The following is a 26,207-nucleotide window of genomic DNA, read 5'->3' as shown; positions in this document are numbered from 1 at the left end:
ATAGTGAAATTGTCTCTTGAAACATCAAACAAATTAGCTTTATCATTAGTAGCCCACAAGTGAATATCAATATTGCGACGATAAATTTGGCTTAATGTAACTAGCTAAACACAATTGATAATCAACAGTGTTTAGATGCGATAAACATAACTAAGACGCATCGATAATAATAATGACATTTCGAGTAACTTCACTGAAGTACTTGCTGGGGAGGGGTTGGAAGTAGAATATATTTCTCATTTCTCCATTTAGAGCTTCTTCGGGTTCCAGTTTAGAACGGTCCCCAATAAAATATACCCTTATCGCAGGATGCGTAAAATAGGAATTATTTCCATTCAATGGGAATTGGTTTTTATTAGATTAGTAGTATTACACGCGATGCGGAGATAGAAATGCTGAAACACCAATTTGATTTACGAAAAATAGTCATTTTCGCAATTTCCATATTTTGCCTGTCAATAACCTTTGTTCAACAGTCAAAAGCGGAGTTAAGCGCAAACCTCCCAGGTAACTCATTAAAGTTGCTTGGTATTGGGATGCATCAGGAATTAAGAAACGATATTTATATCGGCGCCCTATTCGCGCCAGAAACGGTTACCGACGTGGAACAGTTAAAAAATGACACTGTCGCCAAACGAATGTCGATTCGTTTCGTTTCAAAGTACTCTCATCGTAAGATGGCTCGTCATTGGAAAGAAAGGCTTGCGATGAATAACCCCAGAAATCGATGGCAACCACTGACACGTGAAATTGTTGGATTTTCCAGAATTTTTAAACGCTCTCTAGAAATCGGCGATGAATTAAATATTGATCACGTGCCCGGTGTCGGCACACAAGTTTATCTTAACGGAACCTTATTTCAGACCATCAATAAAGAAGGCTTTGTTGACCTGTTATTAAACGTCTGGTTAGGCACAAATCCACCGACTAAAGCTTTCAAGAAAAGTATCCGTGGACAAGATACTCAACCAGTGCAACAAGATTTCGTGACAAAATATGAAGCTTTACAGCCTATTCCAGGTCGATTTGATCAAGATCTTCAACCTGTTACTAAAGTTGCCGCAGTTGAGACGCCGGCCAAAAAAACTACCGTCGTTAAGAAAACGCCTGCTAAGAAAAATACCACACCAGCTAAGAAGCCGCCGGCTAAAAAAGTCGCCAAAACAACTCCGCCTCCTAAGAAAAAGCCTGAACAAAACCAAAAGAAGGTAAGTACGCCGAGTAAAGCTGTTGCCAACAACAAAAAAACTGAAACAAAACCAAGTTCAAATGCTGATCCAGCTAAAAAACTGGCCACAGATGCCAGCAAGGTTGCTAAGCTCGATAAAGATAACTTTAAGCCAGACATCAAGCTCGACTCAGCTATCGCCAAAGAAATTGCTAAACCACCGGTTCAGAAAACAGCCTCTTTGGAAAAACCTTCAAATACCACGACCACTACAGAAGATCTGGAAGAAGAGTTCTTTGATGCTGACTTGATCAGCGGTTCGTATACGCGAGATTTGTTAAATTCAATTAGACAATTTCAGCAGTACCCTAAAAAAGCACTGGTCAACGGTGATCAAGGGGATGTATTGGCTAGAGTTAAGATAGATTCTAATGGAGAAATAATTGACTTCTCTATTGTTGAGCGCTCTGGATCTCGAATTCTGGATAAAGCCGTGACTAGAATGGTCAGAAAAGCGGCGCCTTTTCAGGCAATTCCTAAGGAGTTAAAATTACAGGAGTTTGAATTTGAAGTGCCGATATCTTTCCAGCTGTAAATATCTTTGATCTCAACCAGCAAGAGTAGTTCACCTGCTCTTGCTGACTTCCTCTGGTAAAGCACAATTCTAATGGGTAAAGTTCAGAAAAATATCGCAGTGAAGTTCAGGATAGCTAATTCGAGTTTAAATTAACTATTGTAATTCAATCCAATCAAATCCCTTTTCCTGGTCTGCAATAATGGTGCTTATATCAGAAGGTAGACCAACAGCTTTAATCCCCCGCTCCACCAGCTCACGTCGGTTATTTTCCTCGCTAAGATGCATTGCCGCCAAGTATTTTAATTTGCCCCAGGATTGCTGTGCGAGAAAGTCACAAGCCTGGCGATTGCTCAAATGTCCAAGTGGTCCGGCGACCCGTCGTTTTAGCTTTTCAGGATAAGCACCTTGAAGCAAAAGGTCTAAATCATGGTTGAATTCGAGCAGCAAAATATCCAGATCAGAAAATTGCTCGCTAACATAAGGTGTAATATGCCCTAAATCTGTCAGGATCCCTACACGCCAATCGGCTGCCTGCAAAATAAATTGGCATGCTTCCCGAGAATCATGGGGAACCGCAACCGGCGTAATCTCAAACTTGCCAAGCTGAAAACTCGTATGTGTATTTAAATAATGGAGATGGGAAATTTTCTCAACTCGCGGATGCATACCAGTGCCACAACTCATCCAGACAGGTGTTTTATATTTCCTGGAAAATGCTGGTACACCATTGAAATGATCACTGTGCTCATGGGTAACCAAAATTGCACAGATATCCTGGGGTTCTATTTGGCGAGCTTTTAAGCGGGCTTCCAGTGCTTTACAAGAAAACCCGCTATCAATTAGCACCAATTCATCGTCGTACCGAACAACAGTGGCATTGCCTTTGCTGCCGGAGCCTAAAGACGTGACACTAAACAATCTTTCTAACGCTTATCGCCAAATAGTTTATTAAGAATTGGAAAGAGTTTAACCATGGCTGAGGACTCAAGTGGAGCACCTTGACCATCTTTGAAAGTCACCGCTGTGAGCTCACCAACATCAGTCAAACTCACCTGATAATCGCCGGGTTCAATCGGTAGCGCTTCGGGTTCATCATTAAAAAGCGAAGCAAAAAATCCGGGCTCTTCAACTTCGTATTTTACAAAATAAGTCATCAGACGGCGATCTTTGTCATTCACTTGAAAATTAACGCTTTCAAGCACTCTAGGCAACTTTTCCCAAACAATCTCTCGATTGGTCGCGGTAACTAATGCCGCATTATTATCAGCATCTTTCGCTAATTCAACCTTAAAGCCGGCAATGGCTCGTCCTCGTTTTTCGCGCTCCATTTCAGTCACTTTTTTATCGTAATTCGAAATGATAAGGTTGAGCATTTCAGCTGAATCTTGCCAAAAGCTAGGAACATTTTCCCATTGTTCACTATCATCATTATATTTTTGGGCTTTACTTCTTACGACTTCAATGCGGTTCTCACCTCTAATAACCCCAGGTTTTATCTTAACCTGAAACTCCGCTCGAAATTCGTCAGACTCTTCGTCACTTTCAATGCCTAACCAAACGCCTCTCTCATCCAGTGCAACCCAACCGGTATTTAAAAAGTATTGGGACTTATCAACAACAGTAGGGTTGATTTCATTATTAACAAATAAGTCGACCGTTATCTGCCACAATATGTCGATATTTTCTTGTACAAAAACGGCAGGATTTGGCGCTTTTTTGTCTTCACGGATATTATCCAATACCGCTAAAATTTGAACTGGTGCGGCGTACCTGACCGACTTACCGATATCTGCCTGCTTCGCTTTTTCACCAATTGCGGGAACCTGTGTGTAGTCTACTCTTGCTTTTTGCTTTAGTTCTTGTGGAACGACTAATTCTTTAGTCTGCTTAGCTTCAAGATAATCATAGGTTCGATCCTTAATTAAACCATCTTCGCCATAAATATAACTACATGCAGAAAGCCCTGCAGACAAAATAATTAGTATAATTTTTCTAAAGCAATTCAAGTTATTATTCTCCACTGACTAAACGATCTGGCTTTGTCTCATCGCCAAAGCAATCTTTTCTTGTGTACTTTTTTCTGGCTGGGTTAACGGCAATCGAATACCCGCCTGTATTTTATTCAACTCGGCTAGCGCCCATTTTACTGGTATAGGGTTTGCCTCAACAAATAAGTTCTGATGCAACGGCATAAGCCCATTAAATATCGACCGTGCCTGATCTTGATCTGGTTTGGCATCTAGCATCAATTGACACCATTGACTCATTCGTTCAGGTGCCAAATTAGCAGTCACAGAGATAACGCCGTGTCCACCTAGCGCCATATACTCAAATGCAGTTTCATCATCACCGCTCAAAAACAAAAAGTTTTCGAGTTCATTAATCAGTGACTTAGCCCTGCCAAGATCGCCGGTAGCATCTTTGACTCCTACAATATTGGTATGTTCAGCTAATTTGATAATTGACTGATTATCGAGATCACAAGATGTTCTTCCGGGCACATTGTACAGCAATAAAGGCGCATCAGATGCATCTGCAACTTTACTGAAATGCGCGATCATTCCTTGCTGACCTGGCTTAACATAATAAGGCGTTACACATAAAAAACCGTCTGGTTTTAGCCCATTAACTTTTTTAACCAGAGAAATAGCGTTTGCAGTTGAAGCACTGCCGCATCCAATTACAACGGGAACTCGACGGTCAACAATAGAAAGCGCAGCTTCAGCAACGCTAATATGCTCATCGACAGAGACTAATGAAGACTCTCCGGTCGTCCCCATAATGACCAAACCACGGGTGCCGGATTGAATATGCCATTCAATTAAATTGTCTAAAGCCTGGTAATCAACTTGTCCATCAGCCAGCATCGGTGTGACTAAAGCGACAATACTACCTTTAAATTGACCGTCCAATAGATACATTCAAACCCTAATAACGCAACCGGATATTGGCAAGCTCGATTGAAAAACTTGCTAAATCGGTATTTGAAAAATACCAGACTTTCAAAAATACCTGGCCCTTAATCAATACTCATCCCGACAAAACAGCGGTTATCGTCGAGCTGCTGAAACAGGCATGCTATGTTACTTGCAGCAACCGGCCAACTCAAGCAAAACTCTTCGTTCTCGACGCTATTCTTCCCGATTTGGCAGTTAAGACCGAGCATTCGTCGTTAGGTTCCAACTCAAGCGGTAAAATCCCGAAATGCGCAGACTTTTATCTCAACAGTCATACACACCTTTGCGCTAAAATTCTCTATTGAGGAATGCCGCTATGAAATCGGAATTCGACATCACTGCCTTGAATAAGGTCAGCTTCATGTTGCAAAAACAACTCTACCCGTTCGCTAATATCTTCGTCAGAATATAACTGCGCCAATTCAAGATAATCTTCATAGTGCCGAGATTCTGATTTCAGTAGATATTGATAATAGCGTGCTAAATCTGGCTCTTTGTCTGCCAACAGCGGTGAAAGGCTAGCGAAGCGCTCACAGGATCTGGCTTCAATAATGCCACCGATAATGCAGAAATCGACGAGCTTATGGGGCTCGCTTCCGCGAGCTAACTTTCTTAAACTTGCTGCGTAACGCGAAGGTGAAAGAATGGTGTATTCGATGTTTCGCTGCTGGATCTTTTCAAAAACTTGCTCAAAATGAAGCACTTCTTCCCGCGCCAGTTGCGCCATTTTTACCTGCAGCTCACTTCGTTCCGGATACTTGAACATTAAGCTGAGCGCCGTTGACGCGGCTTTTTTCTCACATTTAGCATGGTCAACCAACAATATTTCGACATGCTTTACTGCGTAATCCAGCCATGCCGCGGGTGTATCACACTTTAGAAAATTACGAATGTGGGAGATATCCATCAAGATTTACGCACTACTTTAAAAACGACTGATTTAAATTTAGGCGGATTATAGGGGAATTGACCGACGTTTACGAGGTTTAGCTCGTTTTCCACACGATAACGATCAATCTGAAAACTAAACCTGTCTAAACTGTAGCAATAGATTCTTTTTAGCTTTGAAGTCTGGTTTATCATTCTGGTAACGATAATGAATATAAGCCTCAATCGCTTTAATGTGTTGCTCATACTTAGAGCGCACAGACTTATGCGGCGAGCGAACCAATGCGGAATACTCTAACTCTTTCAGTTGGTTAATTAATTGCATCGGTCCGGTTGTGGAGTCGACATTCACCAATCCTTCTTTCGCCAATTTACTTTGAAACTTTTCGTAAGCGCGGGCGACCTGGTCTTTGCGATCTTTTTGATGCAACCAGCGAAAGCTGATAAAACCGAGAAATAAGCTTACGATAATTAACATGAAAGCAATTAATTGTTCGTTGGTTATCTTGGAAAAGCCCCAATTTGAAAAAAGCTGTCGTTGACGCTGGCTGTTATAGTCTAAAATCCAGTCATTCCAATTGTTGTTTACCTGGTCCATCCAATATTCGAACTGTTTGAACAATCCCAAATCTTCAAGATCAACGATATCAAAATTATCAAATAAGCTTTCCCTTTGGCGATAATCAGTTAGCAAATCTTGCTCGACGCGATGAGAGGCAATTGCCGCAGTTGGATCAATTCTCACCCAGCCAAGATCTTCATACCAGATTTCGGTCCAGGCATGGGCATTGGCATATCGGACAATCCAGTAATCTGAAAGTGGATTTTTTTCACCGCCCTGATAGCCAATCACCACTCTGGCCGGAATACCGGCAGCTCGAGCAATAAACACCAGCGCCCCCGCATAGTGTTCACAAAAACCTCGTTGATAATCAAACCAGAAGCTATCAACCACATCTTCTCTCATAATCGGCGGTTGAAGTGTATAAAAATATTCCTGCTGGTTGATTTGTACTAAGACGCTATGAATAAACTCGGCATCAGACTGATATTTTTGCCGCTGTTCCTGAGCCCAATTTTTGGTCTTTAAATTGCCATCTTGCGGTATATTGGTGTAGAAGGAGCGTTGCGTGTCAGATAACTGGGTTTCAATCGGCAAAGTTGGCGCGGAAGTCACCTGATAGCGCGTTCTATCCATAATTCGAAATGGCGTATAGGTGGTAAAGTCTTTCAGCAAAGTACTTCTTTGCGGAGCCTTAATCGGACGGTCCAGTGTGACTAAATAGTTTAACCGGGTAGCCTCCAGAGTGATGGAGTAATCGATTAATTCTTTACCAGTGAGCTCCGACTCTGGCAATTTATAAGGTGTTGTGCCAGCCCTTGTCCAGGTAATACCGTCATACTCACCCAGGGTTAACATTCGCCAGTACAAGTCTTTTTCATTCGGCGCGCTGCCGTTAAATTTAGCCCTGAAGGCCACCTTATCAAATAGTTGAAGACTGCTTACATCTCCGGGAGTCATTGAGTCAGACACCCCACTCGCCGCAGTGCTCGCGCCAGGCATTCGCCAAATGGGTCCACCAAGGCGCGGGAAAAATAAAAACAGAACTATCATGATCGGCAATGCCAGTAATAAATATTGAGACAAGCTTCTTATTACCTGTCCCAAAGACCTTTTCACGACTTTGCCCCGACCAATACTTTGCATTGAAACCAGGGCATTAAGTATGGCTATAATTGGGATAAATTGATAAAGCGCTATCCAGGGTTTCTGAGTGAACAGAAAGCCAGCCACCAACATAAAAAAGCCTAGCGATAATAATAAATTCGCGTCTCTGAGCTTTTTGGTTTCCAAAATTTTCAAACCATACATCGCACTGATGAGTGCCACACCTGCGTCTCTTCCCGAAAACTTTCTAAACACCACTAAAATGCCGACAATTGCCGCAGCCGTGATGACAAGTTTTAACCAACGGTCCACTTCAAAGCTTTTATTTTTCATCGACCAGACGACTAATCCGGCAGCAAACAAGTTTAATGCGACAATCCAGAGAGGTATAAAAAAGTACAAAGGTAACAGCACACATTGTTGCGCGATGACAATTGGAATGATTGGCAACTCTCTGGTTTGAAGTTGCCTTTTACTAATCGCTGAATTCATCACGACGGTGCCACCTTTTCGCCGTATAGCGCTAATGCTTCCAGGCACTGCGCTCGATGCTCTTCGCCATCGCCAGGCCCGATGTGGGTGCCCGGAAAAATAAGGGTATAAGTCAAATTTTGACTAGCTGCCTGCAGCACCATAAAAGTTAGATAAGACAGTCGAACTTCATCATCATTACCAGGGAAATCCTGCCAGTTAAAGCATAGTTGCTGTCCTTTGTAGGCAACGAACTCGCGCACAAACATGCCTTTTTCACGGGCATAAGCTTTCCAGTCAATGCGCGATAAAGACTCACCTGGCTGATAAGATTTTAATCCATAAAAATCTTCATTCCCTTCACTTTTAACGCCCTCATCACTGTCCTTACCATGGTCTTGTTCATAAAGCTGGGGTGGTTCAATTGGTTTTGGGTAGATTAAGATCGGGGTTACAAATCGGAAATATGCCCAGGTTTTCAGCCAGCCAAATGGAAACTCGCTGGTGACCATTAATCGAGGTAACTCAAAATGTCCTCGCCTGGAAGCCTCAAAATTGATAGTCGCAGTGGCATTGCCGGTATCAGGAACATCACACACCAATAACTCATTGTTGTTTTGGCCGATACCAATGCTGTAGTGCTCTTTTCCCGAATTGCTTGTCAGACTCATTGATATCGCTAATGGTTGCCCAACAAAGGCTTCATTAACAGGCAACACAGAAAACTGAATACCTTGCATGTTTTTAAACGTGTAAACGATCGTCACCAAACCAATACCAATCAATAAAAAGGTCAGTAAAAATGCCAGGTTATTTTGATAATTGGTTGCGCCAATCATCATCAAAATGACGATACCTAACAATAAATAGCCGGCCCTGGTTGGCCAGATATAGCTCGACCGCTGATTTAATGTGACACTGTCGCCAACCGGCATGCGGCTGCCAAACCAACGACCCACTGAGTTTTTTATCGATTTTGGTATTTTCACGTTAAGGTCTGCTTACCTTCACCTATCTAGGAATTTCTGTCGATTCTAATATAGCCAGAACCGGCGAACTGCCAGCAGCGCTAGTGCCTGTCTGGTTCATAAGTCGGTGGCTCGCCACCGGTTCCCAAACCGCTTGAATATCTTCAGGCACAACAAAATCCCGACCTTCAAGCAAAGCCCAGGCCTTTGCCGCTTTTAGTAACGCTAGTCCGCCTCTTGGGGATAGCCCATGGGACCATTGGGTGCTGTTTCTAGTCGCTGCAACCAGCGCTTGTAAATAATCGAGCAAAGTATCGGTTACGGTGACAGCCTCAACTTCACGTTGAAACGCCAATAATTTTTCAGCATTCAATACCGATTGCAATGCCTCGATCTGAATTCTTGTTTCCTGTCCTTTGAACAACAGCCGCTCTACTTCCTGGGCAGGATACCCTAATGAAATTCTGATCAGAAAACGATCAAGCTGAGACTCAGGCAATGGGTAAGTTCCTATCTGATGGAATGGATTTTGTGTTGCGATAACAAAAAACGGCTCTGGCAGTTTTCGGCTAACCCCTTCCGAGGTCACCTGGTATTCTTCCATCGCTTCCAACAAAGCACTCTGAGATTTTGGTGTCGCTCTATTCACCTCATCGGCAAGAATGACCTGGGTGAAAATAGGTCCTTGATGAAACTTAAATGTCTCATCGCTGCGACGATAAATTGCCGATCCAATAATATCTGCCGGTAATAAATCACTGGTGAACTGAATACGCTGAAAATCCAGCCCAAGTACCTTTGCCAGCGCATGAGCGAGAGTTGTTTTTCCCATGCCGGGAAGGTCTTCAATCAACAAGTGACCTTTCGCCAGTAAGCAGACAAGGGCTAATTTGATTTGATCTTTTTTGCCCAGAATAATTTCGTTTAATTGATTGACGACAGTTTCAAGTTGTTGATGCATAAGTTAATTAAAGCCTATTTACCTTTAAAAGTGAAAGATACAGACTGAGAATGGGATAAGCCCGGAGATATTGCAAGCCCGAATCTTAGAAATTCGTCACAATTTGTATCAAATCGAGATATTTAGATTAGTGGCTAAAATTTTGGTGGTCAACGGCGTTAACAGATAAACAGTCTTGCTCTAAATTAATAAATAGCACCACTCTAAATTTTTATCTATCACTTTAATAGTTCATCCATCATTCGTTCAGCCTGATTTTCATAGCCACCGCCAAATAAATTGACATGGTTTAAGATGTGGTACAAGTTGTAGAGGGTTCGCCGAACCGGATAACCTCGATCAATCGGGAAAACCTGGTGATACTCTCGAAAAAAAACTTCGCCAGGGTTTCCGAATAATTCAAGCATCGCGAGCTCCGCTTCATGATCGGCAAAATAACAAGCAGGATCATAAATGACCGGGCGTCCTGTATGGGACTCAGCATTTGAATATTGACCTGAGTTGCCCCGCATATATCCATAATTACCTTGCCACAAATCGCCGTGAATTAAAGCTGGCGTGGGTAAATAATCGTCAAAAAACTGAGCGATATTTTTCTGTACCGCTTTGCCCTTTTCTAGCAAACGGCTACTCGCACCTTTTTTTGATAACATTGATAATTGGAACCCTATCCTCTGCTCCGCGTAAAACTCTAACCAGTTATCACTTTGCTGATTAGACTGCGGTGTTGAACCGATATAATTGTCGCTGGAAAAACCAAAGTTTGCATTTGAGCATCGATGCAATTCGGCCAGTTCCACTGCAAATTTTCCAATGTTCTGAAGCCCGCCTAAATGAAGATGTTCTAACACCAGAAAACTTTGGTTCGAATACTCACCTGATGTGATGACCGAAGGAACTTTGATAGTTTTAGTCGCCGCCATACACTCAAGTCCATTTGCTTCAGCGACAAACATCTCCAATAATTCTGCTCGATTAAGCTTAATAAAAAAAGTGCTCTTCGAGGTCTCTAATCGGTACGCTTGATTGATGTCACCGCCGGACACAGGAGAATGTTGAACCAGTTGAAGATCATCATCAATGGCCTGACTAATCGATAATCTGATATGCTGCCACAAATCCACAAATCTCTCCTTAACGATCTAATCAATACTGGCGATTATACCTCTGCATTGTGAAATAGCACAGGTTACTTTGCATGACCGCTCGCCACCGCTTGAGTACGATATTTCTGTCGACGTTTTGAACGCTGCATAAAAGTTTCGTAAAGCACCGGGACAACAAATAAAGTCAACATGGACGAAAAAATTAATCCCCATACAATTGCAGTGGCCACCGGCGCCCAGATTAAAGAATGTCCTCCCAACCCGACAGCCAATGAAAATAATCCGGCCACAGTTGTTAAAGTCGTAATAATAATCGGTAGAACTCTTCTTCTTGCCGCGTAAAAGGTCGAATGTATTAAACTCATTCCCTTATCCAGGTTTGCATTGGCTCTCGAAATCAAAACAATCGCCGCGTTAACCGCGATGCCGGCTAACGCAACGACGCCATACAATGTAAATAAACTGAGTGGATTACCAGAAACAATCAGGCCAAGTACAACACCTGTAAATGCCATAGGTACTGTAAACAACATCATTAAAGGTTGAAAGTAGCTCTGAAATTGCGTGCTCAGGATCAAGTACATCAAACCAATTCCAAATAAAAATAATACGCCCATTGCATCCATACTTTCCTGAATGTCATCTAGCTCTCCTGAAAAGTCGAGTGACACGTTGGGGTAATCTCCGTCTATTTTTTCCCAGTGCGCTTTTAATAAATTGTTTGCTGCAACCGTGTCGGTCAATTGTTTGTTGATATCAGATTCGAGTGTGATGGTTCTGCGAAAATTATAATGACGCAAGTTACCTTTAACCTGTTCGACTTTAATTTCAACCAGCGAACGTAACGGCACATTTTCGCCACCGGGCGTTGGCACCGATAAAGTGAGTAGCGCATCAATATCTGTAAACCGGTTTGTGACAGCCTGGGTTGACTTCAACCTCAGCGCAATTCGATCACCTTCGTGCTGCACATAACTGACTATTTCGCCGTCAACCAGAGACTTAATAATCCGATAAACAGTATTTGGCAAAACGCCCAAACGATTAATCGCATCGTAATTCAATTTTAAAGTGAGTCCTTGTCGACCTTTACTGTCATCATCGGTGACGTCAATAAATCGCTTTTCTTCATCGGCCTTAAGAAAATCACCTAGCGTATCGGTAGCCGCTCTTAACTCTGCATAATCATCACCGCGAACTTTAACACTAATTGGTTTACTAGTCGGCGGTCCACCTGCTAACTTGGTAAATGAAACATTCACCGGCCCCACCACAGACGTAACTGCTCCCCGCATCTCTTCAATAATTTGTTCGACGGTGCGCATCTCTCCTTTACGAGGTTTTAAACTCACCAAAACCTGGCCGATATTTTCCGCGTACATTGGCGCGGTTTCGGTAAACATTTGCCCAGCATAACTCACAACCGATCGTGTTTCTTGTTCGTCTAATTTTTCTCTCGCTTGCTTTTCCACCAGTAATATTTTTTCCATAGTCTCGTCGAGTGAACTACTCGTTGGCATTTCGACATTGACATAAAATAACCGAATGGTGTCTGCAGCGAAAAAATCGACTCTGACTAATCCGATCGCCAAAGAACCCATAGCAAAAATTAACACACCAAATAAACCTGCGAGCGTTTTCCTCGGATGTCGCATGACTTTAATCAGTGCCAATCCATACTTAATCTTTATCCAATGAATAAATCGCCGTCGATACGCATCAATCTTCGACGGGTTATCAAAGCTGACCTTCGCGGCCATTACATGGCCCGGCAACATCCAATAAGCTTCTATCAAACTAATCAGCAATGCCAAGGTAACCACCAATGGAATAACCATCATAAATTTACCTAAAATTCCAGGCATTAACATCAAGGGTAAAAACGCGGCAATAGTTGTAAACACTGAAGCAGTGACCGGACCGATAACTTCAGTTAGCCCACTCCATGCCGCTTCAATTCCATTAGCGCCGCGACGTAACTTGTGATAGATAGACTCGACCACCACGACCGCATCGTCAACCAACATTCCGAGCGCAATCACAATCGCGAGCAACACAGAGGTATTTAAAGTTTGACCAAATATTTTTAGCGCAATAAAAGTTCCCGCTAAAGTAAATGGGATGCCGATTGTAACCAGTAAACTAATTTTGGATCCCAGGAAAATCCAGGTCACAAACAAAACCAGAATTAATCCATAGAGCGCGTTAGTTTGCATGATATCTAGCGCATTACGTGTGATCAGCGTTTGGTCATCAACCAATGAAAATTCAACGCCCAGTTTTTCGCTATTGGTGTTGCGTTGGTCAACGAACTCACTAATGCGTTTTACTAATTCAAGCGTGTTAGAATTTTCCTGTTTCATCACCGCAAAAAGAACTGCCGGTTTTCCATTTAACCTTACAAGACGTTCATCTTTCGAGCGCTCTCTCACGACTCGTGCGACATCACCCAGACGTATCTCCGTATTATTAATGAGTCTATTACCTTCTCGGGAAAGAATTGGGATCTGCGCTAACTTGTCAGGTTCGGTGGTCGTTCCCTCAATTCGAACTAACCATTGGTCGTTAGCAATTCGAGCAGAGCCCGCAGAAGTATCTTGATAAAAACTACGAATTGAATCAGCGATGGTCACCGGCGAAATATTTAACAACTGGATTTTTTCGATATCAAATTGAACTTGTATTTCAGGATCTTTTAACCCGGTAGGCTGAACTCTGTCGACTCCTTTGATACGGCCAAGATCTTTTTCCAGAATGCGTGCATGTCGACGCAAATTTTCATCATCAGACGGCCCACTCACAACTACCGTTGCTGTCGGATAGGCATTAGCCGTAGTTACTTCAAAAATATCCGGGCGCTCTGACTCTTCGGGTAATTGATCTTCAATATTATTAATTTCACGCCGTAAATCAGCGAGTCTTTTATCGAAAGCGTCATCACCAATATCGTTAAAACGTACCAGGATACTGGAGATACTTTCGCGACTGGTACTGGAAACAAATTTAATATCTTGAATTTTTTCAATCGACTCTTCGATAATATCAGTGACCTTCCGCTCAACGTCTTTCGCTGAAGCGCCCTGAAAAAAAGTCGTAATCTGCACCCAGTTAAAATTAACCGTTGGGTCTTGTTCTCGGGGCAAACTAAAATAAGTGATCGTTCCCATCAATAAAATGAGGCCAAACAACAAATTGGTTAACACATGATTTTGGATTAACTGGCGTAGCCACATAAATAATTCGCTCCTGCAAACTACAAATATTTTCTCTTGTCTAAAACTCTAATTAGCGCTTTTTTAGCCTATTACTTTTTTATAGAAATTTTCTGTTTGTCTTGTAAACCATGGCGGCCATCAATGATAAGTTGAGCGCCCGACCACTGTGATTCATCAAGTATCGGAATCGGCCTGCCTTCTTGTGCCTCGGGAATGGCAATGAAGTGTGCATTAGAGTCGTTACTAATAAATACGCCAAACTGTTCGCCTCTTTTTTGTAGTAAGTGTGCAGGCAAATGAGGAGTGGGAGAACGCCACACTAGTCGGCCGATGACTCCCGGCAAAGTACTTTTATCCAGAAAAACCAACCGGGCCTCTCGGCTTCGTGCACTATCAACAACTGCCGCGGTCAACTGACGCACTTTAACCGGGTAGTTCTGAGAGTTGGCTTCAAGGTAATATTGATTGGCACCGACAAAGGAAACTTCATCTGATAGTGCAATGTTGGCAGAGACTTCCAATTCATCCGTTTGAACTAATTCAATGACAGGCGCTCCCTTTTCTATCATCTCTCCTTCACTAGCAAGTCGAGAAATCACTACTCCGGCGAATGGTGCCAAAATTTTACAGCGAGACTTTTCTAGTAAGGCGCGGTTAACTGATGCCTGTTGAGCAAGGGCTTGTGCTTGAGTTGTTTGTAAAATAGTCTTTCTTCGATCAAGTTCAGCTTCGCCAAGATTTTTTCGCTTTAATAGTTTTTCGCCTCGTTTGACTTCTCTTTGTTCAAATTCTTGCTGTATTTTTAATTGCTCTAACTGCGCAGACTGAACCTGAAAGTTTAACTCGAAATCACGACAATCAAGCTCAGCAAGTAACTCGCCCGCCTCGACTATTTTTCCTACTTTCGCGGTTAGCCTGGAAACTACTGCTCCAACTTCTGCAGGTATTCGGCTTCGATTAAGCGACTCAACTTTAGCAGGTGCATTTCTAGAAGGATTAAAGCGTAAGGATTCGAATGCTTGTGTCGTAACACTAGTTGTCAACTTTGTATTTTGGCTTTCTTCAAATGCGCTCACCGATCTGGTTGTAATCAATGCTGACAAAAGAAAGAGAGTGCCCAAGAGTTTTATCAAAAAAAATTTTGTGAATTTCATCATAGTGCTATTTTTGAGTTTTATATTTTCAAACTGGTTTGAAATCGCTTTAGTTAATTCTATTTTCTCGCTGTAAGTGACTTCTTTTCACTCCTTTTACCGCGTAAAAATAGAGTTATTGTCAGGTTGTCGAAAAAGCGAATGAGAAAAAGAGTGGCGAAACAGATTTTTGCCATGTTGCAAATGAAAAAGCGTTTTTCTCATTTCTGTTCGTCTTTTCGAACCGGGGTGAACCATTTCGAGAGTGGATATTATCACTGACCGACCGGTCGGTCAACAAAACTCAAATGGAAATAATTATCATTTATATTGAATTTTTATCTATTTTTCAAGAAACCGAACGAGCATTTCGCTAAATTCAGACCACAATTTTTGATACTTATTTTTATCCTCAAAAATGACATAGTGAATACAAAAACCGCTGACAAACATATCGACCATTCTTATGGCATGATCAATCTTTTCATTGGTTAATTTTCCACCATAAAACCGCTGAAAAGCGGGTGTAATGCGATCACATGCCCCTTCTAACAGTTCAACGGCCAATTTCTTGAATTTGGGGTCTTTCATTCCTTTTGGAATAAAACCGTAAATCGTGTTTAAGACCTTGGGATCGTTGATACAATCACTCATCAGGTACTCTCCCATCGCCTCTAAATATTCAGCTAAACTGTCATATTTCTCTACCGGAACTCCATCTAACGACTGCTCAACCAGAGATTTGATCATGGCATAAACGACTTCGTCCAGATTATTGAAATGGTGATAGAGTGTGCCCTTGGCGATACCGGCCTTGGCAATTAGCGAGTTGGTCGTAAGGTCTTCATAGCCTGATTCGCCGACGATTTCAAATGCTGCCTGGATGATTTTCAGACGGGTTTGTTCAGCGGCTTGTTGGCGGGTTTGGGTCATAGATTTTGGGGAGTAAGAGTTTAGTTTTTTAATTGTAGGATTGGTCGACCGATTGGTCAATGGAAATTAGCGGTCTATTGTTTAAACTCTATTTATTATTTACGCCTTAAGATTATGTTTTCATCGGGACTTACTGTGGTCAGGATGTACGGCGCCCAGTAAAAAGGATCTCTATATTTTCTGTTCTTTCTTAACTGGCTTTGCGCTAATCGAAGAGCTTTTGAAATATCCCCTTCCTTAATCAAATGACCATAAAAATACTCCATAAACTTAGCGGAAGCTTTATCCGTAACTGGCCACAAAGTAGAGATCACATGTTTAGCCCCTTGTGCAAGAAATCCTCTTGTTAACCCGGTAATTCCTTCGCCCGCTTGAGGTTCCCCCATTGCAGTATCACAACCATTAATGACGACAAGTTCGTTAAGGAACTCATTATTAAACAAATCAGTGACAGTCACAAATCCCGGAATAGAATTCCCAAATTCGTCAACGATAGAAAGTGCTAATCCAACATTATCCGAGTTGCTCTCTCTAAAATAACCGTGTGTAGAAATATGCAAAATCTTCGCTCGTCGGGCTACATCACTATATAAATTTTGCCTAGTGGCTTTTTCTTGACCGAAGACAATAGCATTATCATTTAAAAGCTCTTTTAGCTTCTCCGATTCGATATGAGTATAAGGCAAAGGCTTTAGTTCTCGCGACCAACTTCGAAAAGTTTCTGATTTATCATTGCTCTCGTCTTTAGCTAATTTATTACTCTTACTGAAGACTGGATTTGCAATGACTGCTAAGTATTTTGAAAACTCGTAATCTATTTTATTTTTTTTCATCAGGTATGTATTTAGCGAAGGAATGACTTTTACAGTATAATTTTCTATTAATGGTTCGTATTTCCCTGCAACTTTTGAATTTGACAATGCTGAAAAAGGAATCGAGTGCAAAGATAGATGGGGAACAAATAATAACTCAGATATATGTTTCCCAATATTTATAGGCTTAATCAGTTTGGACGAAATTTTATCTAAATGCTGATAAGTTTTTATCAAGTTTTTACTTGTCAATATATCTCTAGTGGAAGAATGAGTTTCGAAAATTTCGTCAGCGTGTCCTATCAACTGCACATTTGCATCATTACGAGTTAAAGTAAAAGCAATAATATTTTCAGATAGTAGCAAATAGTAGATAACCATTTGTTTTTCGGAAAGCTTCTCTCTAGCTTTAACCAACTCAATCAGAGGTGGCAACTTACTCTTCGTTCTTTCACTCATTCTCCCATAAGTATTTATTTCCTGTTCATGAAAACGTTCAACCATTAATTTTTTACGCTGCTCTTTAGTCTTGCTTACAGCTTCTTCCTTTGCGATCTCACTTATATAGTCAGCTTTATCATTCATTTCTTTTAAGCTAGAGTTTGCCTTATCAGAAGCTATACTTAATCGAAGGCTAATTGCTTTTGATCTTTCAATTAAGTTAAATATTAAAGCTAATCCCTCTTCACTTTCATTATCTCTGTATTGACTTAATCTTACATCTGCAAGCGTCATATAAATTGCATTAGTTTTATTACTCCAAGCAGGCCCTAATCTCTCTGAATCTAACTGTTCATGTAAGTACTCTATTTCCTTTAACGCTAGCTCTCCATAGTTATTCAGTTCTTGAAACTTATTAATTGATTTAAAATAGTTAATAGCGAATTCTAAACTGTCAATGTAGGAAGCTGGTAATTGTGCCTTCTTCGAGCTCTCGATAGCTTCGTGTATGGCATTTATTGCTTGACTTTGTTTTCCATCCGCATCTAACATTCGAGAAAACTGAATTAAAAGTTGAGCTTTCAAATCGAAACTAGTAATCATGTTTAGCTCATTCATAGCTAACATAACTTGTGCCTTAGACTCTGAGCCATTACCATTTATTAAGTGGTCTTCTGCCAGCTGAAGCCTTGCATTAACAATATCATTCTCAACACTTTCTTCCGACTCGACTTTCAATAGTTCCAAACAAGACTCATGTAGTCGCCGAGCCTTCAAAACCTCTCCCATAAGCCTTAAAGTTGTTCCTTGAATACACTTGATATTTGCAACCTCAATAGTGGACGCTTTTTCTGATAATGAAACTGCCTTTGATAAAAAAGCTTCTGATTTAGAGTAATCGCCTAAGCTTTGGTAAACCTTACCCAAGTTTTTATATAACAATGCTAATAATTCAGATTCTTTTTCATTATCGATTCGGCTTAACGCACTCTGATAGCTTCTCAAGGACTTGCCTAATTGCCTAGTTTTTAAATATAAACTCCCTAGATTGTTTTCAATTAGAGGTAAAGAAAAGTTATCGTTTGCAGATACAGCGTACTCTTTTGCTCTTTCGTGCTCGCCAATCGAAATCAACAACTCTTCAAGTCTAACTTCCCTTGTAACAATTCGACTTTTTAAAATATGATAAAGTCCTTTATTATTATGTATGTGTGCTAACAACTGACTGTTTCCTATAGCAAACATATAAGCTTTATCTAAAAAAAGTTTTCCATGATGCATTTTCTTATAAGCAGTATTTCCAACTAAGCCTCTCGATTGTGAAAGAAGTATTTCTCCAATTAAGTTTCGAATTTCGGCTTCGTCAGCACGGAAAGAATATTTATGTTTTTTTACATACAGCTCAAGTGTTAATAACGCGTTTTCTGCGACAGGAAGTGCTTCATGTAATTTATGTTGTCTAACAAGCGCTTTTGCTTTTATCCGTAAAACATGATAATAAAAATATTCATTGAGCTTCAGCCTCGTGGGTAATACTTTATAGAGGCGAAATACTTCATCATAATTGTACAGATTGAAATTAGCTTCCAAAAGGTTAAGAAAAGCTAGCAGTGACAAGTCAAATTCTCTTGTGTTGTTTTCGAACAGCGTTGCATAGGCACTAATGGAGTTCAACTTTGAATGTTTGTCATTTTTATGCCATAACGAACTAGCCTCATTTAAAAGAAGTAATGACTCTCGTACACTTCCTCTAATTTCTTTAATTTTCTCAAAAGAAATGCCTTCAATGCTTTTACCCGAGTTACTGTATTGAGAATAGATGCACAAGGTCGCTTCAGATTGAATTTTATTTTTATCGATAAAAATAACTTGTTTGACGTTATTTCCTAATGGATTCCGATACCAGTTTTTCCCTTTGCTATGTATAAGCAGAGTAACTAATTTAGTATTTCGCGGTATAATTGAAACCAATAAGTTAGATTCATTAGGCGTCTCTAGTTTTACCTCGCGAAGTGGCTTACCCCTAGGAGCATGAGGGCAAGCCTCTCCACTTACAGCAAAGACGCTAAAGCAAAAAAGTAATAATAACGAAAAGCTAATCTTTTTCAAGGCGAGGGAGTACCCCACTATTTATCATTACAGCTGATCTGTTTACATTTGTATGACCCGGTAGAAATTTTAGTTATCTCTCCATTAATATTTGAGAACCAATCTAACCAGTGAACCATATAACCTTCATCATCCATACTAGCCTTTTCTTGAAACTCTAGTTCATTACCAACCTCTTTCCTTGGAGCAATTATTTCATTGCCTTCCAAAATAAACTCGACTTCTTCTAGATACCTTTCGCCATCATAGGTTCCCCCAGTTGGCAGCACACTAATTTTAACTGCGAGTTTATCCTCAATTTGATTTACTTCGAACATTACATCTGGGTTTGGATACCACTCTTTTCTAACAGGGTGATCTGGATTTTTTACATCAAACACTTGCCAGCAACCTAAAAAAGTGTCCAAAACTTTCTGATCTGACATTTCATCGTCTCCTTATCAAAGCCATCAATAGTTTTTCATATTAAACTAACCATTGTATGACTTAGCATATTTAAGTAACTCAGTTATCGCATTAGTAGTATTTCGCTTTACATTTCTGGGCTTACCAATAACATCGAACAAGTACCAATCACTGTGATAAATTGATGGTTCGCTTTGATTGATTAAAGTACAAAAAGTTTCCGCGATGATTAAACTAGCAAATGGTCCCAAACGCTCACCTTTATGAATCGAGGCAGCCTCACAGAGTACAAAGTACCATAGAGGAGGCTTGTTACCTATTTCCTTAAGACATTTATATAGCCGTCGGCGTTTCTCCGGCGCGCACTCTTTTAATTCAGGTAAACTCGGCTCAAAATCAATTTTTGAAAGACTATCATTTATGTATTCGTATAAACGTTGCTCTTCCTCACCTTGCTTTTTTCTCAACTTTGAGAGAATGTGGTTTGCAACAGCCCTGCCATTTGGCAGTTTGAGTTCATTTCCTCTCAATAGATTCCGTACGGCGACGTTGTTGCTAGAATTATTAATTGGTCCAAGCAGAAGTTGAACATCCGTATCAATACGCCGCGCAAAATTTTCTCTAAACCTAGTTCTATCATTCCCACTACCAGCTAAGTCAAAAAAGTATCTCCAGTCTATGACATGTGTTTCCGGAAGAGTTCGAATACCTAAAAAGCCGCCATTACCAGTCATTCGAAATAGTCCCGCAATAGTTAGAGATACCTGATCATTGATCCTATACTCACCTCTTATCATTGAGTGCCCAAATCTAAAGGTAGCAGCCGAAAATTCAATTGGCATCCTAGGCTCTTCAAAACAAAATGAATCTAATAAAAACCTTTTACCTATAGCCATAGAAATATGAGAGTCTTTACGTTTCTTTTTTTCCCCCATAAGTTCAAGATCTTCTTGAAAAAAATAGTTCCATACATGAGGATCAATAATCTTATGAAGAAAATCGTATAAAACAGAATACTGATAATGCAATATTACCTGTCGTCGTGCTTCACAATATAGTTGGCGAGGGCTTTTACAACCGACCTCTTTAACAATAGTGCTAAGCTTTTTATCTTTAACGTCATGAATTGAGCTATTAGAAGTTTTAAGCTTGTCAACAAACAGATTGTGCAAACGTAAAAATTGAACATGCAACTGAGCAATAATTAAATTCTCGTCATTTCTATCATCTCCTATCAGGGCTTTTCCTGTCTTTAGATTTCTTGGCAAGTCGTCTTCCCTCAAAATGTCCTTTCTGCTACTTCCATCTTTGTTAACAGTTTTACCTAGAAACATTTTTCCGTTAGTTTTATCAACAGGTATATCTGGGTCGTCAAAGCCTTTACCATAAAGACTCTCTAAGTCCAATGCGGGAGTCCTTAACTGCTTTAACGAATCAAGCTCTTTCGGTCGTTCACCTGGAGGCTCTTTACCGGATTTCAACCGAGTAATATCGTGATCAATAAATTGTCCGAAATACGCATACCCTGAAAATAATCTGCTAGTTCCATGTACAACTGTATTTGTCATCGCCTGGCCTAGCTCTTCAAGAATGTCTTTCTTATACCTAGTTTCAGGCAGCTCAAAAATAGAAAAAAAACTACCGCTTATTTTGTCACCATGATTATTCATGATACCCCCTGCTGTTTTTCTTGGTATCAACAAAGTTTAAGTAGTGATTACAATTATTCTCGTTCAAACCTAAAAGTATAGCTTTCTAAAATCGTCGAGCTGTTAGCTTCATATACTTCCAAAACGTAATCAGCATTCTCAACGAGAACAGTTGGAATTATTACTGAAAAATATCCTGTTCTTCCCAGAGACACAGAAGAACGCTTCTTAATAATTTTCATTTCCGCTCGCTCTCTAATTACAACATCAAATTTCGATATTTCAAAGCTACCAGTCTCAACTGCTAGAGCAATAAATTTCTTGTCATTAGAGATTGGGATAGAAGTAATAATTCCTGAATCACTTACTCCTCTAGTAGACTCGTATGAAGATTCAGGAAATTCTATATCTCCGATAGATATCTCCATATTTCTTACTCGATTTGAATCGAATACATCAAAGAAAAATAATTGAAACCCAACAAAAACAATCAACACTGCAGCTAAACCAGAAAAGGGGCTAAAAACACCAAACCAACGAGTCTCACGACCTATGTGGTTTTTTTTATTTTTAGTTTTAACTTCTGGTAGCGCTTTATACAAAACACTATCCATCTCCACCAACTCAACCAACTCGGGCTTATCTATCAAGTATGTTTCGAAGTCGATTGTTTCCTCAGGCGTCAATTGCCCGCGTAAATATTTAGCTACTATGTCATTTTCGTCGATATATGTTTTATCCATTTCTTTTCTCACTCAACTAACATCGGTTTTCGATGTTGACTTCTATCTGAGTTAAATGTGAATCCGTTTACATTCTTACCCATTAAGTGCTGCGCTCCGCCAATATCTCTCAGCAGAGTTTGAAAGTTTTTAGAATTATCATAATGTGCTTCATAAGTGCCTGACGAGACAACAATAAAGACAAACACAATACTTAGGATTTCCTGAGATGAAGGATTGGAACTGCCAGTACTTATATTCATTAAAATCAACTGTTTTAATCGCGTCCTTGCTCGAAACAACACACGATCAAAATGCTGGGGCGTAAGGTCTAATTCGCTACAGATATCTTTTTTATCTTTTTCTTCCAGATAATAAGACTTTAGCAACAGGCGATCCCTTTCGACCGTCATTTCGTCCACTAGCTGCTGCACCTTTTCCAACATTTTCTCTGAGTGAATACAGCGATAAAGCGACGGACTATCATCAGGTGCGTAAACCTGAATGTCAGACTCAGTTTGAGTTGCCCTCCGTTTTTCTTTTCTGTAGTGAGCAATCATTAAATTAACCCCGACTTGCCTGATATACCCAGACAAAGCATCGGGGTTTTCGATTTTGCCCTTTCTTGCACTTTCTATCACCACGATAAAAGTGTCTTGCGCAAGGTCGGCGGAAAGATCGGGATCGTTAGTTCTGCGATTGAGAATAAAGTAGAGCCCGCGCCAATATTGATCGACGAGCTTTTGTTCTGCGGCTTTTACCCCATTGGCAATTTGAGTAACTAGGTTTTCCGACAAATCATTTGTTTTGAAACTAGTATCCATCTTTAGATGTGTCCTTCAGTGATTTTTATTCTTTTATCCTGAAAGCTGAAGCAGGATTATCATGCCCTTTATTATTTCCGCTTAACTACAACTCATTCCAAACTGCATAAACAGATAAGGCATTGATAATTAAGACTAGTAGAGATTTTCTACTATGTCGATGATTCTAGGGTGTTTTTTTGAAAAATTGATGTAACTCAATATTAATTGGTCAATTGTTCTGAATATTAACGCCATGCCGAATGATGACGCCAATATTTGAACTTGATTATCTAATTAAATACGAATTGGATTGATCAAGAAATATCTCTTATAGAGTTTTTTTTTGACAACTATCGCCATTCAAGCAAATGGCTTAACCCATCTTTATAACAAATTCATCAGCATCCAGATAAGCAGGAAACTTATCTCTAAATGCTTTTTGCTTTGAAAAATCTAACTCAGCAATAATGACTTGCTCATTATCATCGCTTGCCGATTCAATGGTCTCGCCACAAAAATCATAAATAGCCGTTCCACCTGAATGTGGTGTTCCTTTACCATCTTCTCCCACACGATTAACGCCAATCACATAGGTCTGATTTTCCATTGCCCTAGCTTTTAACAAAGTATCCCAGACATTCCTTCTCACCGCCGGCCAGTTGGCAACATTGACCATTAACTCATAATCATTCTGATTTCGAGACCAAACCGGAAACCGCAAATCATAACAAACTAGCGGCAAAATTCTGATCCCATTAACTTCCAGAATTTTCCTCTGTTCTCCCTGAACAACATAATCTTGCTCATTACCTAATCGAAACAGGTGGCGTTTGTCGTAATAGTCAACCTCACCTTCAGGTGTGACCCAATAGAAACGATTCGCTTTTTTGTCGTCCACTTTCACTAACACAGAGCCAGCAATCACTACACCCAACTCGGATGCTTTCGCCTTCATCCATTCGAGAACTTGTCCGCCACCCGAAGGCTCTTCACAGCCTTGAACGTCGATTGAAAACCCGGTGGAGAAAGTTTCCGGTAGCAATAATAAATCAACCGATGGCAAATTCTTTAATAGGGAATCCAGTTTTTGAATATTGGATTCCTTATCCAGCCAGTCAATATCATACTGAACCGCAGCTACCTTCAAAGTTGACATAATTTCTCAGCTGCCTCCAGTAAAGTTTTCTCGCTTTTCGCAAAACAAAGCCGAATCACTTTATCCTGTTCAGGATTTTGATAAAAGGGGCTAAGAGGAATTGCAGCAACTCCTATTTCTTTAGTGAGCCAATGGCAAAATTCTCGGTCATTCAAGTCTGAAATATCACTATAATCAACCAGAAGAAAGTAAGTCCCTTTTGAATCTAAAAGCTTAAACCTGGAATCGGCTAAGGAATTAATCAAAAAATCTCGCTTTTGCTGATAAAAACTCGACAACTCACTAACATGTTCAGTGTGGTTTTGAAGCATACTCGCGATACCGATTTGAGCCGGCGTAAAACTGCAAAAAGTCACATACTGATGAATCTTTCGAAATTCAGCTGATAATGCCTCTGGTGCAGTACAATACCCCAACTTCCAGCCAGTACAATGAAATGTTTTACCAAAACTGGACACCACAAAAGCTCGCTCAAATAAATCTGGATATCTTAATACGCTTTCGTGTCTCTCGCCGTCAAAAGTAATAAACTCGTACACCTCATCACTAATTAAAAACAGTTCATTATCGAGCACTAATTGCTGCAAGATTTGCATATCATTTTCACGTAACAAGCTGCCCGTTGGGTTATGAGGACTATTAATAATAATCGCCCTGGTATTCGAATTGATTACCGATTTAACCTGTTCCCAATCAACCCGATAATCAGGTGCATGCAATGGAATATGCACACACTTGCCGCCCGCCAACTCTACCGAGGGTTCATAGGAATCATACGCCGGGTCAAAAACAATCACTTCATCACCTTGACGAATAATCGTCTGGATAGCGACCCAAAGTGCTTCGGTTGCGCCCGAAGTAATCGTCACAGTTTTTTGCGGATCTAATTCAAACTCATACTGTCGTTTGATTAATAATCCAACTTCCTCCAATAGCTCTGGCATTCCTGTTGAATGAGCATATTGATTTTTCCCGTCGGTTATTGCTTGATTTATCGCAGACTTTAAGAAGTCTGGCGTGTCAAACTCGGGAAACCCCTGCGACAAGTTGATCGCGTTGTGTTGATTTGCCAGCACAGACATTTCCGTGAAAATAGTCGTGCCGACGTGAGGTAATTTGCTCTGAAAATTATTCAATTGTATTAATCCATTTCAGTTTTAAATCGATTTCGAAAAAGGTTAAACCGCCATTGTGTGAATTTTAGATATCAAACTCAGCCCAAATAGGCGCATGATCGCTTGGCTTCTCCATGCCACGAATATCATAGTCAATTCCCGCATCGGTGCATTTATCGTAGAGTCCCATCGTCGCCAGAATTAAATCAATACGCAGCCCTCTTTTAGGATCGTCAGCAAATCCTTTACTACGATAATCAAACCAACTGAAGCGATCTTCGACTTCTGGGTAGTGTTTGCGGAATGTATCGCCAAAGCCTTTATCAACTAACGCTTGCAACCACTCACGTTCTTCCGGTAAAAAGCTACACTTGCCAGTCTTTAACCAACGTTTGGCATTCGGTGCGCCAATACCAATATCTTGATCTTTAAACGATATGTTCATGTCACCAACAACAGCCCAGTTTTTATTAAGCTTGCTTTTGGTCAGGTATTTATTCAAATCTTGATAAAATTTTTGTTTAGCTGGAAATTTAGTTGGGTGATCTCGATTTTCGCCCTGCGGAAAATATCCGTTAAACACAAATACATTTTCTTTTTTGCCTTTGTGCTCAGTGATTATCGCACGGCGTTGAGCGTGAGCCTCATCACCAGGATAACCTTTTTCAAAAGAAACCGGTGCCTCTTTACTTAACGTCGCCACGCCATAGTGTCCTTTTTGCCCGTGAAAAACAGCATGATATCCAATTGATTCAACAATCTCGTGTGGGAAATCAGGATCATCGACTTTGGTTTCCTGAAGCGCAATGACATCTGGAGAATGAGCATCAACAATTGCTTCTATCTGGTGTGGTCTTGCTCTAAGGCTATTGATATTAAAACTGATAATTTTCATTATTTCTTCTCTTATTTTTATGCCGGTTATTATTCAAAAGCGCTTGTTCGA

21 protein-coding genes are annotated in these 26,207 nt (G+C 40.5%); 2 read left to right on the top strand and 19 right to left on the bottom strand.

Going from position 1 to position 26,207, the window contains the following annotated elements:
• Positions 1 to 392: 392 nt before the first annotated feature.
• The gene (locus FLL46_RS24625) at positions 393 to 1,763 is read left to right on the top strand and encodes a TonB family protein (protein ID WP_142934731.1); all 1,371 of its coding nucleotides are present in this window, start codon (positions 393 to 395) and stop codon (positions 1,761 to 1,763) included.
• A gap of 135 nt (positions 1,764 to 1,898) precedes the next feature.
• Here the strand turns inward: FLL46_RS24625 and FLL46_RS24620 are convergent, their stop codons facing one another.
• The 3 genes from FLL46_RS24620 to dapA are packed head-to-tail and all read right to left on the bottom strand — an operon-like array spanning position 1,899 to position 4,666.
• Positions 1,899 to 2,663 (bottom strand): MBL fold metallo-hydrolase, encoded by a 765-nt coding sequence (locus FLL46_RS24620; RefSeq protein WP_142934729.1) that lies wholly within the window; start codon positions 2,661 to 2,663, stop codon positions 1,899 to 1,901.
• Between the two features lie 5 nt (positions 2,664 to 2,668).
• Positions 2,669 to 3,751 carry an outer membrane protein assembly factor BamC gene (gene bamC, locus FLL46_RS24615; RefSeq protein WP_168204312.1) on the bottom strand — a complete coding sequence of 361 codons (1,083 nt, stop codon included), beginning with the start codon at positions 3,749 to 3,751 and terminating at the stop codon, positions 2,669 to 2,671.
• A gap of 18 nt (positions 3,752 to 3,769) precedes the next feature.
• Positions 3,770 to 4,666 (bottom strand): 4-hydroxy-tetrahydrodipicolinate synthase, encoded by an 897-nt coding sequence (gene dapA / locus FLL46_RS24610; RefSeq protein WP_142934726.1) that lies wholly within the window; start codon positions 4,664 to 4,666, stop codon positions 3,770 to 3,772.
• Positions 4,667 to 4,692: 26 nt separating this feature from the next.
• Here dapA and FLL46_RS24605 point away from each other — a divergent pair, with 26 nt between their 5' ends.
• A complete protein-coding gene (locus tag FLL46_RS24605; RefSeq protein ID WP_142934724.1) occupies positions 4,693 to 5,007 on the top strand; it encodes a hypothetical protein in 315 nt (104 codons plus the stop codon).
• On the opposite strand, the gene FLL46_RS24600 is transcribed toward FLL46_RS24605, so the two are convergent.
• The 16 genes from FLL46_RS24600 to xthA all read right to left on the bottom strand — a co-directional run bounded on the left by FLL46_RS24600 (position 5,001) and on the right by xthA (position 26,156).
• Complete coding sequence (locus FLL46_RS24600; protein ID WP_142934722.1) at positions 5,001 to 5,609, bottom strand: MiaE family protein; 609 nt, start codon at positions 5,607 to 5,609, stop codon at positions 5,001 to 5,003. The two genes, FLL46_RS24605 and FLL46_RS24600, sit on opposite strands and share 7 nt — an antisense overlap.
• A 117-nt stretch (positions 5,610 to 5,726) precedes the next feature.
• Positions 5,727 to 7,751 carry a transglutaminase TgpA family protein gene (locus FLL46_RS24595; RefSeq protein WP_142934720.1) on the bottom strand — a complete coding sequence of 675 codons (2,025 nt, stop codon included), beginning with the start codon at positions 7,749 to 7,751 and terminating at the stop codon, positions 5,727 to 5,729.
• Positions 7,751 to 8,719 carry a DUF58 domain-containing protein gene (locus tag FLL46_RS24590; RefSeq protein ID WP_142934718.1) on the bottom strand — a complete coding sequence of 323 codons (969 nt, stop codon included), beginning with the start codon at positions 8,717 to 8,719 and terminating at the stop codon, positions 7,751 to 7,753. Before FLL46_RS24590 ends, FLL46_RS24595 begins: the two co-directional genes overlap by 1 nt.
• Before the next feature lie 22 nt (positions 8,720 to 8,741).
• Positions 8,742 to 9,659, bottom strand: coding sequence for an AAA family ATPase (locus tag FLL46_RS24585; RefSeq protein ID WP_142934717.1), 918 nt, complete (start codon positions 9,657 to 9,659; stop codon positions 8,742 to 8,744).
• Positions 9,660 to 9,877: 218 nt separating this feature from the next.
• Positions 9,878 to 10,783 carry a fructosamine kinase family protein gene (locus FLL46_RS24580; protein ID WP_168204311.1) on the bottom strand — a complete coding sequence of 302 codons (906 nt, stop codon included), beginning with the start codon at positions 10,781 to 10,783 and terminating at the stop codon, positions 9,878 to 9,880.
• A 65-nt stretch (positions 10,784 to 10,848) separates the two neighbouring features.
• On the bottom strand, positions 10,849 to 13,998 hold the full coding sequence (locus FLL46_RS24575; RefSeq protein ID WP_142934713.1) for an efflux RND transporter permease subunit: 3,150 nt from the start codon (positions 13,996 to 13,998) through the stop codon (positions 10,849 to 10,851).
• Between the two features lie 71 nt (positions 13,999 to 14,069).
• Entirely contained in the window at positions 14,070 to 15,083 is a 1,014-nt protein-coding gene (locus tag FLL46_RS24570; RefSeq protein ID WP_168204310.1) for an efflux RND transporter periplasmic adaptor subunit, read from the bottom strand.
• Between the two features lie 372 nt (positions 15,084 to 15,455).
• Positions 15,456 to 16,046: a TetR/AcrR family transcriptional regulator gene (locus tag FLL46_RS24565; protein ID WP_142934709.1), complete on the bottom strand. Its 591-nt coding sequence runs from the start codon at positions 16,044 to 16,046 to the stop codon at positions 15,456 to 15,458.
• A 95-nt stretch (positions 16,047 to 16,141) separates the two neighbouring features.
• Entirely contained in the window at positions 16,142 to 19,408 is a 3,267-nt protein-coding gene (locus tag FLL46_RS24560) for a CHAT domain-containing protein (protein ID WP_142934707.1), read from the bottom strand.
• Positions 19,409 to 19,425: 17 nt separating this feature from the next.
• Entirely contained in the window at positions 19,426 to 19,833 is a 408-nt protein-coding gene (locus FLL46_RS24555) for a hypothetical protein (protein ID WP_142934705.1), read from the bottom strand.
• A 45-nt stretch (positions 19,834 to 19,878) separates the two neighbouring features.
• Positions 19,879 to 21,483 carry a peroxidase family protein gene (locus FLL46_RS24550; protein ID WP_142934703.1) on the bottom strand — a complete coding sequence of 535 codons (1,605 nt, stop codon included), beginning with the start codon at positions 21,481 to 21,483 and terminating at the stop codon, positions 19,879 to 19,881.
• Positions 21,484 to 21,536: 53 nt separating this feature from the next.
• Positions 21,537 to 22,205: a hypothetical protein gene (locus tag FLL46_RS24545; RefSeq protein ID WP_142934701.1), complete on the bottom strand. Its 669-nt coding sequence runs from the start codon at positions 22,203 to 22,205 to the stop codon at positions 21,537 to 21,539.
• An 8-nt stretch (positions 22,206 to 22,213) separates the two neighbouring features.
• Positions 22,214 to 23,008 carry an RNA polymerase sigma factor gene (locus tag FLL46_RS24540; RefSeq protein WP_142934699.1) on the bottom strand — a complete coding sequence of 265 codons (795 nt, stop codon included), beginning with the start codon at positions 23,006 to 23,008 and terminating at the stop codon, positions 22,214 to 22,216.
• A gap of 355 nt (positions 23,009 to 23,363) precedes the next feature.
• Positions 23,364 to 24,146, bottom strand: coding sequence for an amidohydrolase (locus FLL46_RS24535; protein WP_142934698.1), 783 nt, complete (start codon positions 24,144 to 24,146; stop codon positions 23,364 to 23,366).
• Positions 24,134 to 25,282, bottom strand: coding sequence for a methionine aminotransferase (locus tag FLL46_RS24530; RefSeq protein WP_142934696.1), 1,149 nt, complete (start codon positions 25,280 to 25,282; stop codon positions 24,134 to 24,136). Before FLL46_RS24530 ends, FLL46_RS24535 begins: the two co-directional genes overlap by 13 nt.
• Positions 25,283 to 25,346: 64 nt before the next feature.
• Complete coding sequence (xthA, locus tag FLL46_RS24525; RefSeq protein ID WP_142934694.1) at positions 25,347 to 26,156, bottom strand: exodeoxyribonuclease III; 810 nt, start codon at positions 26,154 to 26,156, stop codon at positions 25,347 to 25,349.
• Between the last annotated feature and the right edge of the window lie 51 nt (positions 26,157 to 26,207).

It is taken from the genome of Aliikangiella coralliicola, from assembly GCF_007004725.1.
GTDB lineage: Bacteria > Pseudomonadota > Gammaproteobacteria > Enterobacterales > Kangiellaceae > Aliikangiella > Aliikangiella coralliicola.
The sequence above is the reverse complement of the archived record's forward strand: the minus strand, read 5'-3'. Positions and strand labels throughout refer to the sequence as shown.